This is a genomic window from Janthinobacterium sp. GW458P (assembly GCF_002127585.1).
In the GTDB taxonomy this organism is placed as follows: domain Bacteria; phylum Pseudomonadota; class Gammaproteobacteria; order Burkholderiales; family Burkholderiaceae_D; genus Janthinobacterium.
This window is the reverse complement of record NZ_NEGZ01000024.1, coordinates 1-15,792: the sequence shown is the minus strand read 5'-3', so window position 1 is coordinate 15,792 and position 15,792 is coordinate 1. Positions and strand designations below refer to the sequence as shown.

At 63.1% G+C, this 15,792-nt stretch carries 14 protein-coding genes; 9 read left to right on the top strand and 5 right to left on the bottom strand.

Annotated elements, in window-relative coordinates; genetic code table 11:
* The first annotated feature begins 7 nt into the window (after window positions 1-7).
* The 7 genes from rpsA to CBW50_RS14845 all read left to right on the top strand — a co-directional run bounded on the left by rpsA (window position 8) and on the right by CBW50_RS14845 (window position 7,085).
* Window positions 8-1,720 (top strand): 30S ribosomal protein S1, encoded by a 1,713-nt coding sequence (gene rpsA / locus CBW50_RS14875; RefSeq protein WP_071650172.1) that lies wholly within the window; start codon window positions 8-10, stop codon window positions 1,718-1,720.
* Between the two features lie 20 nt (window positions 1,721-1,740).
* Window positions 1,741-2,046, top strand: a complete 306-nt coding sequence (locus tag CBW50_RS14870; protein ID WP_008446215.1) for an integration host factor subunit beta — start codon at window positions 1,741-1,743, stop codon at window positions 2,044-2,046.
* Between the two features lie 241 nt (window positions 2,047-2,287).
* Window positions 2,288-2,590, top strand: a complete 303-nt coding sequence (locus CBW50_RS14865; protein WP_076567441.1) for a lipopolysaccharide assembly LapA domain-containing protein — start codon at window positions 2,288-2,290, stop codon at window positions 2,588-2,590.
* Between the two features lie 46 nt (window positions 2,591-2,636).
* Window positions 2,637-3,812 (top strand): lipopolysaccharide assembly protein LapB, encoded by a 1,176-nt coding sequence (gene lapB / locus CBW50_RS14860; RefSeq protein ID WP_086146284.1) that lies wholly within the window; start codon window positions 2,637-2,639, stop codon window positions 3,810-3,812.
* Between the two features lie 139 nt (window positions 3,813-3,951).
* Complete coding sequence (locus tag CBW50_RS14855) at window positions 3,952-5,319, top strand: UDP-glucose/GDP-mannose dehydrogenase family protein (protein WP_086146283.1); 1,368 nt, start codon at window positions 3,952-3,954, stop codon at window positions 5,317-5,319.
* Window positions 5,316-6,260 carry a D-glycero-beta-D-manno-heptose-7-phosphate kinase gene (gene rfaE1 / locus CBW50_RS14850; protein ID WP_086146282.1) on the top strand — a complete coding sequence of 315 codons (945 nt, stop codon included), beginning with the start codon at window positions 5,316-5,318 and terminating at the stop codon, window positions 6,258-6,260. Before CBW50_RS14855 ends, rfaE1 begins: the two co-directional genes overlap by 4 nt.
* A gap of 165 nt (window positions 6,261-6,425) precedes the next feature.
* Window positions 6,426-7,085, top strand: coding sequence for a helix-hairpin-helix domain-containing protein (locus tag CBW50_RS14845; RefSeq protein ID WP_076567447.1), 660 nt, complete (start codon window positions 6,426-6,428; stop codon window positions 7,083-7,085).
* 128 nt (window positions 7,086-7,213) lie between these two features.
* Here the strand turns inward: CBW50_RS14845 and CBW50_RS14840 are convergent, their stop codons facing one another.
* Window positions 7,214-8,779 (bottom strand): phospholipase D family protein, encoded by a 1,566-nt coding sequence (locus tag CBW50_RS14840; RefSeq protein ID WP_216356361.1) that lies wholly within the window; start codon window positions 8,777-8,779, stop codon window positions 7,214-7,216.
* Window positions 8,780-8,984: 205 nt separating this feature from the next.
* Between CBW50_RS14840 and CBW50_RS14835 the strand changes: the two genes are divergently transcribed.
* Window positions 8,985-10,340 carry a M20/M25/M40 family metallo-hydrolase gene (locus CBW50_RS14835; RefSeq protein WP_086146280.1) on the top strand — a complete coding sequence of 452 codons (1,356 nt, stop codon included), beginning with the start codon at window positions 8,985-8,987 and terminating at the stop codon, window positions 10,338-10,340.
* Here CBW50_RS14835 and CBW50_RS14830 read toward each other — a convergent pair.
* On the bottom strand, window positions 10,337-12,106 hold the full coding sequence (locus CBW50_RS14830; RefSeq protein ID WP_086146279.1) for a cyclic nucleotide-binding domain-containing thioredoxin-disulfide reductase: 1,770 nt from the start codon (window positions 12,104-12,106) through the stop codon (window positions 10,337-10,339). The genes CBW50_RS14835 and CBW50_RS14830 overlap by 4 nt on opposite strands.
* 248 nt (window positions 12,107-12,354) lie before the next feature.
* Between CBW50_RS14830 and cysM the strand changes: the two genes are divergently transcribed.
* On the top strand, window positions 12,355-13,257 hold the full coding sequence (gene cysM, locus CBW50_RS14825) for a cysteine synthase CysM (RefSeq protein WP_086146278.1): 903 nt from the start codon (window positions 12,355-12,357) through the stop codon (window positions 13,255-13,257).
* Between the two features lie 101 nt (window positions 13,258-13,358).
* Here cysM and CBW50_RS14820 read toward each other — a convergent pair whose 3' ends face one another.
* The 3 genes from CBW50_RS14820 to CBW50_RS14810 all read right to left on the bottom strand — a co-directional run.
* Window positions 13,359-13,691, bottom strand: a complete 333-nt coding sequence (locus tag CBW50_RS14820) for a hypothetical protein (RefSeq protein ID WP_034751784.1) — start codon at window positions 13,689-13,691, stop codon at window positions 13,359-13,361.
* A gap of 439 nt (window positions 13,692-14,130) precedes the next feature.
* Window positions 14,131-15,279 (bottom strand): lytic murein transglycosylase B, encoded by a 1,149-nt coding sequence (gene mltB / locus CBW50_RS14815; protein ID WP_226936081.1) that lies wholly within the window; start codon window positions 15,277-15,279, stop codon window positions 14,131-14,133.
* Window positions 15,280-15,287: 8 nt separating this feature from the next.
* On the bottom strand, window positions 15,288-15,792 hold a 505-nt coding region (locus tag CBW50_RS14810; RefSeq protein ID WP_172404770.1), incomplete at its 5' end, for a DUF4129 domain-containing protein.

Sequence of the window (15,792 nt, the reverse complement as noted above, 5' to 3'; positions counted from 1 at the left end):
GAACCCTATGTCTACTGTTACAACTAACGAATCTACCGGTATGGAAAGTTTTGCTGCGCTCTTCGAGGAATCGTTGTCGCGTCAAGATATGCGCTCCGGCGAAGTTATTTCCGCTGAAGTCGTGCGCCTCGACCACAATTTCGTGATCGTCAACGCCGGCCTCAAATCCGAAGCATTCATCCCTGTCGAAGAATTCAAGAACGACCACGGCGAACTGGAAGTCAAAGTTGGTGACTTCGTTTCCGTGGCGATCGAATCGCTGGAAAACGGTTTCGGCGATACCATCCTGTCGCGCGATAAAGCCAAGCGTCTGGCTTCGTGGCTGGCTCTGGAAAAAGCGATGGAATCGGGCGAAATCGTCGTCGGTACCGTCAATGGTAAAGTCAAAGGCGGTTTGACCGTGTTGACCAACGGCATCCGCGCATTCCTGCCGGGCTCGCTGGTTGATACCCGTCCTGTCAAAGACACCACCCCATTCGAAGGCAAGACCCTCGAATTCAAGGTCATCAAACTGGACCGCAAGCGTAACAACGTGGTTCTGTCCCGCCGCGCCGTCATCGAAGCTTCGATGGGCGAAGAGCGTCAGAAGCTGATGGAAACGCTGAAAGAAGGCACGGTCGTGACCGGCGTCGTCAAAAATATCACCGACTACGGCGCGTTCGTGGATCTGGGCGGTATCGATGGCCTGCTGCACATCACCGACCTGGCATGGCGCCGTGTACGTCACCCGTCGGAAGTGTTGACGGTTGGCCAGGAAATCACCGCCAAGGTCCTGAAGTACGATCAAGAGAAAAACCGTGTTTCGCTGGGCGTGAAACAACTGGGCGACGATCCTTGGACCGGTCTGTCCCGTCGTTACCCACAAAGCACCCGTCTGTTCGGTAAAGTAACGAACCTGACCGACTACGGCGCGTTCGTTGAAGTGGAACAGGGTATCGAAGGTCTGGTACACGTTTCCGAAATGGACTGGACGAACAAAAACGTTGCTCCTAACAAAGTTGTCCAACTGGGCGACGAAGTAGAAGTCATGGTTCTGGAAATCGACGAAGAGCGTCGTCGTATTTCGCTGGGCATGAAACAGTGCAAAGCCAACCCATGGGATGACTTCGGTGTTACCCATAAGAAAGGTGACAAAGTCCGCGGCGCGATCAAATCGATCACCGACTTCGGCGTGTTCATCGGCCTGGCCGGCAACATCGACGGTCTGGTGCACCTGTCCGACCTGTCCTGGACCGAAACCGGCGAAGAAGCCGTGCGTCGCTTCAAGAAAGGTGACGAACTGGAAGCCATCGTTCTGGCCATCGACGTTGAGCGCGAGCGCGTTTCCCTGGGCGTCAAGCAACTGGAAGGTGACCCATTCAACAACTTCGCAGCCATGAACGACAAAGGCTCGCTGGTAACCGGCACCGTTAAATCGGTTGAGCCTAAAGGCGCCGTGATCCAACTGTCCGAAGAAGTTGAAGGCTACCTGCGCGCTTCCGAAATCTCGCGCGACCGCGTTGAAGATGCTGGTACGCACCTGAAAGTCGGCGACACTGTCGAAGCAATGGTGTTGAACATCGACCGCAAAGCCCGTGGTATCCAACTGTCGATCAAAGCGAAAGACAACGTTGAAACCCAGGAAGCCATGCAGAAGATGGCAGCTACCGACAACAACGCAGCTTCGGGCACCACCAGCCTGGGCGCCTTGTTGAAAGCTAAGTTCGATAACAAGAACTAAGACTTCGCGGATACTGGCAGATGACAAAGTCCGAGCTGATCAACCGCCTCGCTGAGCGTTATTCTCAGCTGGTGGCGAAAGATGCGGAGTATGCCGTCAAGACCATTCTCGATGCGATGACCAACGCCCTGGCGACCGGTCAACGTATCGAGATCCGCGGTTTTGGCAGTTTTGCCCTGAACAGCAGGCCCCCGCGCATCGGCCGCAACCCGAAATCCGGCGACAAGGTGATGGTGCCCGAAAAACGGGTACCCCACTTCAAGCCGGGCAAACAGTTGCGCGAACGGGTGGACGCGATGGTCGGGCAACCGATTATCGAGGATTAATCGTCTGCTGGAAGGCGAGACAAAGAGCGGCGTCCCTTGGATGCCGCTTTTTTTTGTTAATATGCTGTAGAGCACTGATCAAACCTGCTGCGCGTCGCGCTTTGCGGCCGGCGATGCTCACCGTACTCAAGTACGGTTGCGCTTCTCGGCCGCAAATCGCTGCCGCTCGCTACGGTTTGATCAGCGCTCTACGTTTGTGCCATGTGGCACGGGCATTTTTTTGTTCACTCTGGACCTATCGATGAAAATCATCTCCACCATCGTTGGCTGTGTTCTTTTCGTCCTGTTCTTCAGTTTTGCGCTGAAGAACGCGCAGGTTGTCGACCTGCATGTTTTCCTCAATTATGAAATTCGCGGCCCCCTGGTCCTGATGCTGCTGGGCTTTTTTGTCGCCGGCGCCAGTCTGGGCGTGCTGGCCCTGACGCCGACCGTGTTCCGTCACCGCCGCGAAGCGAGCAAGCAAAAAACCACCATTGCCGCGCTGCAGACCGTTGGCGTGCCCAGCAATGTTCAGCCGCAACCGGACAGCGTGAGCGCGCAGTAAGCGCCGCCGTCGCTCCTATCTCTCTTACTCGAATAAAAATAATCGCATGGATTTTGAACTCTGGTGGCTCTTGGGTATCCCGGTGTTTTTCGCGCTGGGCTGGATCGCCGCGCGTGTTGACATTCATCAACTGGTGTCCGAATCGCGCAGCCTGCCGCGCAATTACTTCAAGGGCTTGAATTTCCTGCTCAACGAACAGCACGACAAGGCCATCGACGCCTTCATCGAAGTCGTCAAGCTGGACCCGGAATCGGCCGATATGCATTTTGCGTTGGGTAACCTGTTCCGCCGCCGTGGCGAGACGGAGCGCGCCATCCGCGTGCACCAGAACTTGCTGGCGCGCCCGGACTTGCCGCTGGAACAGCAGGGCCACGCCGCCTATGAACTGGGCATGGATTACCTGAAGGCGGGCTTGCTGGACCGCGCCGAGGAAACCTTCAACAGCCTGATCGACACGCAATACGCGGCCCAGGCGCGCCGCGCGCTGCTGGAAATCTACCAGCGCGAAAAGGAGTGGCCGCGCGCCATCGAAGCGGCCGTGGGCCTGCAGGAATCGGGCGCCGGAGCGCGCCAGAAGGAAATCGCCCAGTTCTATTGCGAACTGGCGCATGACGCCCTCGTGCACATGAAGCCGGACGAAGCCATGCCGCTGCTGGAAAAAGCCCTGCAGACGGACCGCAAGAGCGTGCGCGCCACCATCCTGACGGGCGACGTGCTGCTGGCGCGCGGCGACGTGGAAGGGGCGCTGACCACCTGGCGTCGCGTCGAGCAGCAAAGCGTGCCGCACGTGGCCCTGGTGGCCCAGCGCCTGATGGACGGGTACACCAAGTTGAGCCGTCCGCAGGAAGGCGTCAACCTGCTGCGTTCCTACCTGGAAGAAGCGTCGTCGATCGACCTGATCGAAGTCGTCTTCAAGGCCGTCATCGAGCTCGATGGCGTGGAAGCGGCGAAACAGCTGGTCAGCGCCGAGCTGCGCCGCACGCCGACCCTGCTGGGCCTCGACAAGCTGCTGGAAGCACGCATGATGGATGCGCCAGCCGCCATCTGGTCCGAGCTGTCGATGGTGAAAAACCTCGTCCACGGCTATACGCAGAAGCTGGCGCGCTACCAGTGCAGCCACTGCGGCTTCAAGGCGCGCCAGTTCTACTGGCATTGCCCGGGCTGCAACAAGTGGGAAACGTATCCACCGCGCCGCACAGAAGAGCTCAACGTCATGAACTAGTCGTGCCCACCACAGGACCCATGGCTGCGTTGCAGCGCCTCGCCGTACTATTCGTACTGTCTTCGGCGCCGCGCCTTGCCCTGAACCCTGTGCTGTGCACTTGCAGGTCAGAAATATATATTACAAATACGGCACAACCATGAAAATCACCATTATCGGCACGGGCTATGTTGGCCTCGTGACCGGCGCCTGCCTGGCGGAGCTGGGCAACGACGTCTTTTGCCTCGACCTCGACGCACAGAAGATAGACCTGCTCAACAGCGGCGGCATCCCCATCCATGAACCGGGCCTGGAAGAAGTCGTCGCGCGCAACCGCGCCGCCGGGCGCATGACCTTTTCCACCGACGTCGAAGCGGCCGCCGCCCACGGCGTGATGCAATTCATCGCCGTCGGCACGCCGCCCGATGAAGACGGCTCGGCCGACCTGCAATACGTGCTGGCCGCCGCGCGCGGCATCGGCAAGTACATGACTGAGTTCAAGGTCATCGTCGACAAGTCGACCGTGCCCGTCGGCACGGCCGAAAAAGTGCGCGCCGCCATCCAGGGCGAACTCGATGCGCGCGGCGTGGCCACCACGTTCTCGGTGGCGTCGAACCCGGAGTTTCTCAAGGAGGGCGCGGCTGTCGAAGACTTCATGCGTCCCGACCGCATCGTCATCGGCGTCGACGCCACGCCGGACGGCGAGCGCGCGCGCGAATTGCTGAAAAGCCTGTACGCGCCGTTCAACCGCAACCACGAGCGCACCTACTGGATGGATGTGCGCTCGGCCGAATTCACGAAATACGCGGCCAACGCCATGCTGGCCACGCGCATTTCCTTCATGAATGAACTGGCGAACCTGGCCGACAAGGTGGGCGTCGATATCGAGGCCGTGCGCCACGGCATCGGCTCGGACCCGCGCATCGGCCACAGCTTCCTGTACGCCGGTTGCGGCTACGGCGGCTCCTGCTTCCCGAAAGACGTGCAGGCGCTCGAGCGCACGGCGCGCGGCCACGGCCAGGAATTGCTGATCCTGCGCGCTGTCGAAGCCGTCAATGACAAGCAGAAGATGGTGCTGGGCGGCAAAGTGGTCACTCGCTTCGGCGAAGACCTGACGGGCCGGCATTTTGCCGTGTGGGGACTGGCGTTCAAGCCGAACACGGACGACATGCGCGAAGCGTCGGCCCGCGTGCTGCTGGCCGACTTGCTGGGACGGGGCGCCACGGTGGCCGTGTACGACCCCGTCGCCATGGCCGAGGCGCGCCGCGTGCTGCAGCTGGACCTGACGCCGGCGCAATTGGCGAAGGTGCGCTTTGCCGACAGCCCGAAGGATGCGCTGACGGACGCCGACGCGCTGGTCATCGTGACCGAATGGAAAGCCTTCCGCAGCCCCGACTTCGAGCAGGTCAAGGCGCGCCTGAAGCAGGCCGTGATCTTTGACGGCCGTAACCTGTTCGAACCGGCCGTCATGGCCGAGGCGGGCATTGAATACCACGGGATCGGCCGCTCGATCCTGACGCGCGCATGAGCGCCCGCGACATGACGGCGATTGCCGCCCTGGCCCAGGTGCAACTGCTGGTGGTGGGGGACGTGATGCTGGACCGCTACTGGTTCGGCGATGTCAGCCGCATTTCGCCGGAAGCGCCCGTGCCCATCGTGCGCATCGAAAAGCGCGAGGAGCGCCTGGGCGGCGCGGCCAACGTGGCGCGCAACGCGGCCGCGCTGGGCGCGAAGACCAGCTTGCTGGGCGTGGTGGGCGACGACGAGGCCGGCAGCCAGGTCGAGCGCCTGCTCGAGGGCAGCGGCATCCACAGCTATCTGCAGCGCGATGCGGCCATTTCCACCATCATCAAGCTGCGCGTGATCGGCCGCCAGCAACAGATGCTGCGCATCGATTTCGAGGATGCGCCCAGCGACACGGTGCTGCGCGACAAGCTGGCGCAGTTTAACGCCCTCTTGCCTAATTACAACGTGGTGATCCTGTCCGATTACGCCAAGGGCAGCCTGGTGAACGTGGCCGAGATGATCAAGGCCGCCCGCGCCGCCGGCAAGATCGTCATGGTCGACCCGAAAGGCGACGATTTCAGCCGTTATGCGGGAGCGTCAGTGCTCACTCCGAACAAGGCGGAACTGCGCCGCGTGATCGGCAGCTGGAGCACGGAAGAGCAGCTTACGGAGCGCGCCCAGCAGATGCGCGCGCAACTGGGCCTGGACGCCTTGCTGCTGACCCGCTCGGAAGAGGGCATGAGCCTGTACACGGCTGACGAAGTGCTGCACATGCCCACCGATGCGCGCGAAGTGTTCGACGTCTCGGGCGCCGGCGACACGGTGATCGCCACCATGGCGGCCATGCTGGGCGCCGGCATGAACCTGGGCGATGCCGTGCGCACGGCCAACCGCGCCGGCGGCATCGTCGTCGGCAAGCTGGGCACGGCGACCGTCACCCGCGAAGAGCTGTTCCCCCAGTAATTTGTTGCAATGCCTGCGCCGCAGCGTTTGATCTGGCGCAGGCTTTTCCCCCGTTCCCCTGTCCCGTCTTGTCAACCGTATCACGCCACAGCCGTTAAAGCCGTTAAGGCGCTGCTTCTCCCTTGCGTTCGAGTCATCTTGAAACCACATCACGGAGAGATACCCATGTTCAAAAAAATACTGCTGGCCATCGCCACCCTGATCGCGACGATGGGCTTTGCCTTTGCCCAGGTCGACGTCAACAAGGCGGACCAGGCGGCACTCGACAGCGTCAAGGGCATCGGCCCCGTCACGTCGAAAGCCATTATCGACGAGCGCGCGAAGGGCGGCGCCTTCAAGGATTGGGCCGATTTCGAAAGCCGCGTGAAGGGCATCGGCCCGAAAAGCTCCGTGAAACTGTCGGAAGCGGGCTTGCAGGTGAATGGCCAGGCCAAGTCCGGCGCGCCGGCGGCCCCCGTGGCGAAAGCTGCCCCGGCAAAAAAGGAAACTGCTGTGAAGGAAGTTGCAGCGAAAGAAGCCGCAGCGAAGCCAGCTGCTGCGACCGACACCGCTGCGGCGCCGGCCAAGACAGCCGCTGAAACGAAAAAAGAAGCTGCTGCCGCGAAGAAAGAAGCCAAGGCCGCCGCCGCTGCCGCCAAAAAAGAAGCCGCCGCCGCGCCTGCCGCCGCCGCAGCCGATGGTGCCGCGCCCGTGAAGACGGCCGCCGAAGCGAAGAAGGAAGCTGCCGCGGCCAAGAAAGAAGCGAAGGCTGCCGCCGCTGCCGCGAAGAAGGAAGCGAAACTGGCTGCCGCCGAGGCGAAGAAAGCGGAAGCCGAGAAAAAATAAGCGTTTTGTTGTAAAGCGTGCTGAGTGGTGGTGCCGCGCAGCATGCAAGAAAACCCCGCGTGGTACCGGCCGCGCGGGGTTTTTTTATGCGCGCGCCGCCTTGTTTGGCCCGCCGGCGGCCGGCGCGCCTACAGCTGCGACTCGATCGGCAGCCAGCGCATCACGGACACCAGCGTGCGGCGCCAGAAGCCCGTCTCCGGGTCCCGCGTCCACACCTTGGCAGGCTCTTCTGTGGCGTCCGACCAGCGCAGCGCGCCATTGTCGAGGAACAAGCGGTAGCTGGTGTCGCTCGACGTCGAGTGCCGGAACAGGGTGCGCATGTCGGCCGCCAGCGCGGCATCGGTGAACAGCACGCCCATTTCCGTATTCAGCTGGGCCGAGCGGGGATCGAGGTTGAAGGAGCCGACAAAGCCCCGTTCGCCGTCAACCACCACGGCCTTGGTGTGCAGGCTGGCGCGGCTCGAACCCATCAGGCTGATGCGCTTGCGATGCTGCGTCTTCAATTCATACAGGTCGACGCCGCCATCGAGCAGCAGCTGGCGGTAGCGCGCATAGCCCGCATGCACGAGGGCCACGTCGGTGGCCGCCAGCGAGTTGGTCAGCACCTTGACCTTGACGCCGGCCGCGACCTTGTCGCCCAGCAGCGCGCTCAGGGCCGTGCCGGGCACGAAGTAGGGCGAGGTCAGCAGTGCTTCCTCGCGCGCCTGCGTCAGCAGGGGCAGCAGGCTGTGCATGAGCCAGTGCTCGCTGCGCTGCAAACTGGCCACGGGCGCGGCTTTTTCCGGCGGGTCCGACAGCACCTGCACCTGCCCGCTCCAGTGCAGGCGCAGGCGGCCGTCCAGGTGCGCCTGCAGCTGGCCCGTGTCGGTCAGCTGCCGTAAATATGGCGAAGCGCCCACTTCGCCCGTCAACGCGTCGAGGCGGGCGCGCACCGCCTGCAGCTCCGGCGCGCCCGCGTTCTTGCCTGCGTGCAAGGCGCCGATGGGGATGACGGCGCGGCTGTTCCAGAAGCGGTCGAAGATGTCGCTCGTCTGCTGCACGGCGGGGCCGACCAGCAGCAAGTCCGCATCCTGGAAATTGACTTGCTCGGCGGCATCAAAATATTCATCGCCGATATTGCGCCCGCCGACGAGGGCCACCCTGCCATCGACGATCCAGGCCTTGTTGTGCATGCGCCGGTTCAGGCTGACGGCGCGCAAGGCCATTTCCACGGCGCGCCACCAGATGCCGTCGCGGTTGCGGCCGGGATTGAAGATGCGCACATCGATCAGCGGGTGGCTGTCGAGCGCGAGGATGGCGGCGTCCTGGCCCCGCGCATTGATGTCGTCGAGCAACACGCGCACGCGCACGCCGCGGTCGGCCGCGCGCAGCAGCTCGCGCACCAGCAGCCGCCCCGTGACGTCGTTATGCCAGATGTAATATTGCAGGTCGATGCTGCGGCCCGCTTCGCGCGCGCTCAGGGCGCGCAGGGCGAACGCTTCCAGGTTGTCGTCGATCAGGGCCGTGCCGCTGTCGCCGGGGCGTTGCGCCAGCTGCGGCGCCAGCACGCGGTCGAGCAGGGTGGCGCCCATCGCCACCGGCAAGGCCGTGCCAGGCGCGCCCAGCGAACGTTCGGCGAAGCGCCCGTAACTGTACAGGGCGGCGATGCTGAGTGCGGCAAAGATGGCCGCGCACAGCAGCAGTTTGACGAGCACGCGGCGCACCGTCAGCGGACCGCGCGCATGCTGCGGCGTGCGGGAAGGAGGTGTGACTGGCGCATGCGGGTGTCTTTCGTGAACGGGACGGGAAGTGGCCGATTGTAGCAGTTCCTGTAATGCACGATTTTCATCCTGGAACATCCTTGCCTGCCGTCAAAAATGCGAGAATGGGCAGCTCAATCAATCATCGGGGGATGCGCGCATGGTACGAATTTTGACGGCGATGACGGCGGCCCTGCTGTCGGCGGGCGCGGTTGCGGCGCCAGCCATTGAACAGACACAGCCGCAGATCCGCGATATCGTGGCCGCCATCTCGCCGCAGCGCATCGAGGCGCATGTGCGCAAGCTGGTCGGCTTCCGGACCCGCCATACCATGTCCGACACCGTGTCCGAGACGCAGGGTATCGGCGCGGCCCGGCGCTGGATCAGGGCCGAACTGGAGCGCTGCGGCGCGCAGGCGGGCGGGCGGCTGCAGGTGGCGTTCGACAGCCATGTCGCGCCCGTGTCGAAGCGCATCGCGCAGCCGACGGAAATCGTCAACGTGGTGGCGACCTTGCCCGGCAGCCAGCCGCAGTCGGCCGAACGCATCTACGTCGTCAGCGGTCATTATGACTCGCGCGCCACCGACGTGATGGATGCCAGGGGCGACGCCCCCGGCGCCAACGATGACGCGTCGGGCACGGCGGCCGTCATTGAAATGGCGTGCGTGATGGCGCGCCACCAGTTCGACGCCACGCTCGTCTTCATGGCGGTGGCGGCCGAGGAACAGGGGCTGCTCGGTTCCGGTCACTGGGCGCAGCAGGCAAAGTTGAAAAAGCTCAACATCGCCGGCATGCTCAATAATGACATCATCGGCAGTTCGCGCGCCGACGACGGCACGGTCGATGGCGGCCAGGTGCGGCTGTTTGCCGAGGGCATTCCCGCCGTCAAGGAAATGAGCGACGGCGTGCGCGGCCTCGTGGCCACGGGCGGCGAAAATGATTCCCTCTCGCGCCAGCTGGCGCGCCATGTAAAACAGGTGGGCGAGCACTACGTTCCCGGCTTCCGGGTCAACGTCATCCAGCGCGCCGACCGCTACCTGCGCGGCGGCGACCACATGCCGTTCCTGGCGCAAGGCTACGCAGCCTTGCGCTTCACGGAACCGCACGAGGATTTTTCCCACCAGCATCAGGATGTGCGCGTGGAAAACGGCGTGCAATACGGCGACCTGCCGCAATTCGTCGATTACGATTACGTGGCGAAAGTGGCGCGCGTGAATGCGGCGGCGCTCGCATCGCTGGCCCTGGCCCCGGCCGCGCCCACCGGCGTGCACGTGCGCACGGCCCAGCTGGAAAACGCCACCTCGCTGCAGTGGCAGCCGAATGCGGAGCCGGACCTGGCCGGCTACCGCATCGTCTGGCGCGCCACGACGGCCGACCAGTGGCAGGGTGCGCAGGACGTGGGCAATGTCACGCAAGCGCGGTTGAAATTGTCGAAAGACAACTATTTCTTCGGCGTCCAGGCCATCGACAACGACGGCAATGTCAGCGTGGCAACTTACCCGATGCCCTTGCGCTAGGCGCTGCCTGCGGGCAGCCGCGCCAGGAAGCCGTGGATCTGCGAAACGACGGCTGCGCCTTCGCCCACGGCGGCGGCCACGCGCTTGGTCGAGCCGGCCCGCACGTCGCCGATGGCGAATACGCCGGGCACGCTCGTTTCCAGCGCGGCCCGCTCCGGCAGGTCGGGCGGCGGAGCGGCCAACAGCGCGGCGTGGCCCTGGGCGCGGCATTCGGCGCGCGTGACGTCGAAGCCCGTGCGGATGAAACCCTGTTCGTCGACGGCCACGGCGCAATCGTGCAGCCAGTCCGTGTTCGGATCGGCGCCCACAAACAGGAAGACGCGGCGCACGGCGCAGTCGCACTCTTCGCCCGTCTGGTTGTTGCGCCAGCGCACCTCCGTCAAGCCATCGTCGTCGCCTTCGAGGGCGATGATTTCCGTGTGCGTGTGCAGGGTGATGTTGGGCGTGGCGGCGATGCGCTCGATCAGGTAGCTCGACATGCTGGCCGCCAGTCCCTCGCCGCGGATGACCATGTGGACGCGCGATGCGTGGCCGGACAGGAACACGGCCGCCTGGCCGGCCGAGTTGCCGCCGCCGACTAAAATGATCTCTTCCTGCCGGCACAGCTTGGCTTCAATGGGCGAGGCCCAGTAATACACGCCCCGTCCCTCATACGTTTTCAGATTCGCCAGCGAGGGGCGGCGGTAGCGCGCGCCGCACGACAGCACCACCGTGCGGGCGCGCACCTGCGTGCCGTCGCACAGATTGACGCGCAGAGGCCAGCTGTCGCACAGCAGGCTGGCGGCGCTGGCCGGGGTGGCGATCTCGACGCCGAATTTTTGCGCCTGCACGTAGGCGCGTCCGGCCAGGGCGCGGCCGGAAATACCCGTCGGAAAGCCCAGGTAATTCTCGATGCGCGCGCTGGCGCCCGCCTGGCCGCCATACGCGCGCTGCTCCAGGGCCAGCACCGACAGGCCTTCGGACGCCGCATACACGGCCGTGGCCAGGCCGGCGGGACCGGCGCCTACCACCAGCACGTCGAAGATCTTGTCGCCGGATAAATCGGGCAGCATGCCCAGGCAGCGGCCCAGTTCCGCATTGCCGGGATTCTTCATGACCTTGCCGTCGGGACACACCACCAGCGGCCATTCCTGCGGCGCGGGCTGGTAGCGCTGGGCCAGCGCGGCGGCGGCCGCATCCGTGGCCGGGTCGAGCACCGTGTGCGGGTGGCCATTGCTCGACAAAAAACTCTGCAGCTGAAACAGATTGCCGTTGCCGCGCGGTCCCACCAGCACGGGACCGCCCGAATTGACTTCGATCAAGGCCACGCGGCGCAGGATCAGGGCGCGCACGATGCGCTCGCCCATTTCCGCTTCCGCCACGATCAGCGCGCGCAGCGACTCCGAGCTGATCACGAGCACTTCCACGTCGCCCACGGCATGGCCGTTGACGAGGGCGGGGCGGCCCGACAGCTGCGCCACTTCGGCGATGAAGTGGCCGGGGCCGATTTCGCGCATCAGCGAAGTGCGTCCCAGGCCTTCGTGGCGCGTGACGGCCACGTGGCCGGACAGGATGACGAGCATGCCGAAGCTGCTGCTGCCCGCCTCGAACAGGGTGGCGCCGCCAGCATAGCGGCAGGTCTTGCCGTAGCGCTGCAGGCGGCGCAGTTCGGCCTCGCTGAAGACGGGGGAAATCTGGTGCATGCGGCCCTGGATATCGAGGCTGCTGGCCTGGACGGGGTCGTCCTGCGTGGTTTCGGGGATGAATTCGGGAACGGTGCTGGCCATGACTGATCCATTGAGTGAATAAGCAAATTACTAAAATAACTAACCGTCACGAGTCTAGCGCATGCGCGCGCGGGGCGCTGGCACGCCGCGCGCGCACGGCCCGGCCGGGCGCAAAGCCAGGCGCCGTGCGGCCTGGCGCGGCAGTGGCCGGGGCCTGCGCCGTCCGGCCGGGCAGGGGTTTTTAGCCATACGCCGTCCAGCATCTCATATTAGAATGGGTCTTTGTTGAAATTACTCAAACCGACACGATGGCTTACAAGACACTGGAAGATACGATAGGCAATACCCCGCTGGTGCAGCTGACGCGCTTGCCGGGCGCCGATGCGATTGCGCGCAACAACGTCATCCTCGGCAAGCTGGAGGGCAACAACCCGGCCGGTTCCGTGAAGGACCGCGCCGCCATGTCCATGCTCAAGCGCGCGGAAGAGCGCGGCGTCATCAAGCCGGGCGACACCCTGATCGAAGCGACCAGCGGCAACACGGGCATCGCGCTGGCCATGGCCGCCGCCCTGCGCGGCTACAAGATGCTGTTGTTGATGCCCGACAACCTGAGCGTGGAGCGCCGCCAGAGCATGGCCGCCTACGGCGCCGACATTTTATTGACGCCGAAGACGGGCGGCATGGAATATGCGCGCGACCTGGCCGAGCAGATGCAGAAGGATGGCCGCGGCGTCATTCTCGACCAGTTCGCCAACGAAGACAATTCGCGCGCCCACTATGAAACGACGGGGCCGGAAATCTGGCGCGACACGAATGGCCGCGTGACGCATTTTGTCAGCGCCATGGGCACGACGGGCACCATCATGGGCGTATCGCGCTACCTGAAGGAACAGAATCCCGCCATCCAGATCATCGGCGCCCAGCCCGAGGAAGGATCGCAGATTCCCGGCATCCGCAAGTGGCCGGAAGCCTACCTGCCGAAAATCTACGACAAGAGCCGCGTCGACCAGGTGGAATACGTGAGCCAGGGCGTGGCCGAGCGCATGGCGCGCAGCCTGGCGGCGGAAGAGGGCTTGTTCTGTGGCATCTCGGCGGCAGGCGCGTGCGAAATCGCGCTGCGCATCTCGCAGACGGTGGAAAACGCGACCATCGTGTTTGTCGTCTGCGACCGCGGCGACAGGTATCTGTCCACAGGTGTTTTCCCTGCGTAAGGGCTAAAGCATCGTGTCGTGATATTGGCCAGGACGGCCTGAGAACTGCTGAAATACCCCCTCCCCATGGCGGGGAGGGAAAACCTGCATAACTGGCAGGATCAGCCTTGTGGCGTTTCGCCTTCTTTTGGCTTGAATTGCTTGTCGCTGATGCGGAATTTGTTGCGACGGTCACCCATCAGGTAACGCAGGTCACGGATGCTCAGATCGCTGACTTCGTGCATGCGGATCAGCAGCGATGCGCCGACCGGCAGGCGGTGGTGGCGGATCTTGCTGATGACTGGCGGCGCTACTTCCAGCGCGCGCGACAGGGCTGCGTCGTTTTTCAGGCGCAGGTTTTCGATCAGGGTATCGAGCAGTCTGTTTGGGTTGTACTGAAGCAGATCGTCGGAGTCCGAATCGCTGTTCATATCAATGCCGACTTGGTTTGTCATGATGTTATTGTTCCTTCTGTAGTTGCACTGCAAAGTAAAAAACACTCGGAGCTCGCTCTTGCTGCGTTCATGTTCATTCTTTACTAAAAGGAACGAATTCACACACGGTACGATCCGGGTTACAGTTTTTCATAATATATACACAATTGTACAGCAGGATTTAATTTCAGGCTGGAAAGCTCTGTAATCTTGCTTTGTACAGAATCGGTGTTGTCTTGTTGCAACACCTATTTATTCTTTATTATGCTCTATGATAGAACAAAAATTGTACTTTGACAAAAGTTAAGTATAAAACCATTCTGTATCCCGTACCGCACAACAGGCTGGCGAGCGAGGCTGGCACGATGTTATCGACTCCACCATAGACGTGTTTGCCGGTCGCTTCAACATCGCTTACGCTTTCTTACAAGTAATATTATAACTTTACACCGACTTTCGGTTAGCGTGCGCGCACTTGGCTGATGGCCTTGCCCAAGTCGATCACTGACATGGCATAAAAATAACTTCTGTTGTACTGAGTTATAGCAAAGAAGTTATTGGTTGCCAAGCTATACTCAGTTGCTTCTGAACCATTTTGTAGATCGATCAGGCCAAACAGCATATTCGGTGGCGCGACTGCAACGGCGCTGACGCCGGCCGCCTGCAATTCCTCCAGCCGGTACCTGGCCTGCAAGCCCTGGCCGATGAATTTTTCCCACGCCCGGTTGGCCGACACGGTGACGGGGTAGACGCTGATGGCCGGATCATCGCGGCGCCAGCCGTGTTCGACGAGGAAATGCGCGACGCTGCCAATGGCGTCGGCCGTCGAGTTGCGCAAGTCGATGTGTCCATCGCCATCGAAATCGACCGCGTACTTCATGATGCTGCTAGGCATGAACTGGGGCAGGCCGATGGCGCCCGCATACGAGCCGAGCAGGGTCAAGGGGTCGATGCCGTCCTTGCGCGCGTACAGCAGCGCGTTTTCCAGTTCGCCCTTGAAAAATTCCATGCGCGCGGCCCGCGTCGGGCTTTCCGGATAGGAAAACGCCAGCGTGGTCAGCGCATCGAGCACGCGGAAGCGGCCCGTGTTGCGTCCGTACACGGTTTCCACGCCGATGATGCCGACGATGATTTCGGCCGGCACGCCATACTCGCGCTGGGCGCGCGCCAGCGCTTCCGCGTTTTCTTCCCAGAATTTCACGCCGGCATTGATGCGCACGGGCTCGATGAAGCGGGCGCTGTAGGCATGCCAGTTCTTCGGCTTGCCCGGCGGCGCCGGCTTCATCAGTTGCACCGTCGCGTCCACATAGCGCACCTTGCCGATCAGGGTGTCGAGTTCGGCACGGTCAAAGCCGTGTTTGGCGGACATCTCGTCGAGGAAGGCGCGTACTTCCTTCCAGTTGGCGTAGTCGACAAATTCGCCTTCGAAGTCGAATTTCGCCGGGGCTTTCTTCGCCGAGGCCTTTTTGACGGGCTGGGCCTTGGCGGCGCGCACGGCCCGGGCGCGGTCGGCGGCGGAAATGTTGCTGTTTTCATCCGCGTGCGCGGTTGCCAGGCACAGGGGGAGGGAGAGGAGCAGGGACAGGGCGGAGTATTTGATCGGTAACAAGGAGCGTCTCATCGGCATTGGGTTAACAGGCGGCGCAAGCTGCGCCGCGCGCGGGTGTGTTCATCTGGGTTGGCATTACCATACTTCATCGCGGCGTAGATTGCCAGAAACTGTGCGATGGCGGCGTGCGCCTCGGGCTTAGCCTTGCCGGCGGCCAGCCGCGCAGCATAGCCGTGCGGGCCTTCATGCGGCGCACGGCTGTAGCCGCGCTGCGCCTGCTGGCGGCAAAAACGCGCGTACAGGCGGTCGAGCGGATCGCCTTGCCGCGCCTGCCGCCAGCAGACCAGTGCGCCGGCCGCGGCGGCCAGCAGGGCCAGCACGGCGCAGGCCAGTGCCAGCTTTTTCGCTGGCAAGTTTTTCAAGCCGTCGAGCAAGACCCGCTGGCGTTGCGGGGTGTAATCGAGCACCCAGCGGCTCCAGGCATGCCCGGCCTGCTGCCATTGCCGGCGCCAGGCGGCGAGCGCGCCGTGCGCGCCGCCATCGAGGCCGGCCAGGGCGCGCCACGCCGTCAGC

What these genes read in the sequence shown, in the direction of transcription:
- CBW50_RS14855 (WP_086146283.1), top strand. Translation starts at nt 3,952, where the DNA reads ATGAAAATCACCATTATCGGCACGGGCTATGTTGGCCTCGTGACCGGC.
- CBW50_RS14830 (WP_086146279.1), bottom strand. Translation starts at nt 12,106, where the DNA reads ATGGCCAGCACCGTTCCCGAATTCATCCCCGAAACCACGCAGGACGAC.
- CBW50_RS14845 (WP_076567447.1), top strand. Translation starts at nt 6,426, where the DNA reads ATGTTCAAAAAAATACTGCTGGCCATCGCCACCCTGATCGCGACGATG.
- CBW50_RS14865 (WP_076567441.1), top strand. Translation starts at nt 2,288, where the DNA reads ATGAAAATCATCTCCACCATCGTTGGCTGTGTTCTTTTCGTCCTGTTC.
- rpsA (WP_071650172.1), top strand. Translation starts at nt 8, where the DNA reads ATGTCTACTGTTACAACTAACGAATCTACCGGTATGGAAAGTTTTGCT.
- cysM (WP_086146278.1), top strand. Translation starts at nt 12,355, where the DNA reads ATGGCTTACAAGACACTGGAAGATACGATAGGCAATACCCCGCTGGTG.
- CBW50_RS14820 (WP_034751784.1), bottom strand. Translation starts at nt 13,691, where the DNA reads ATGACAAACCAAGTCGGCATTGATATGAACAGCGATTCGGACTCCGAC.
- CBW50_RS14870 (WP_008446215.1), top strand. Translation starts at nt 1,741, where the DNA reads ATGACAAAGTCCGAGCTGATCAACCGCCTCGCTGAGCGTTATTCTCAG.
- CBW50_RS14835 (WP_086146280.1), top strand. Translation starts at nt 8,985, where the DNA reads ATGGTACGAATTTTGACGGCGATGACGGCGGCCCTGCTGTCGGCGGGC.
- rfaE1 (WP_086146282.1), top strand. Translation starts at nt 5,316, where the DNA reads ATGAGCGCCCGCGACATGACGGCGATTGCCGCCCTGGCCCAGGTGCAA.
- lapB (WP_086146284.1), top strand. Translation starts at nt 2,637, where the DNA reads ATGGATTTTGAACTCTGGTGGCTCTTGGGTATCCCGGTGTTTTTCGCG.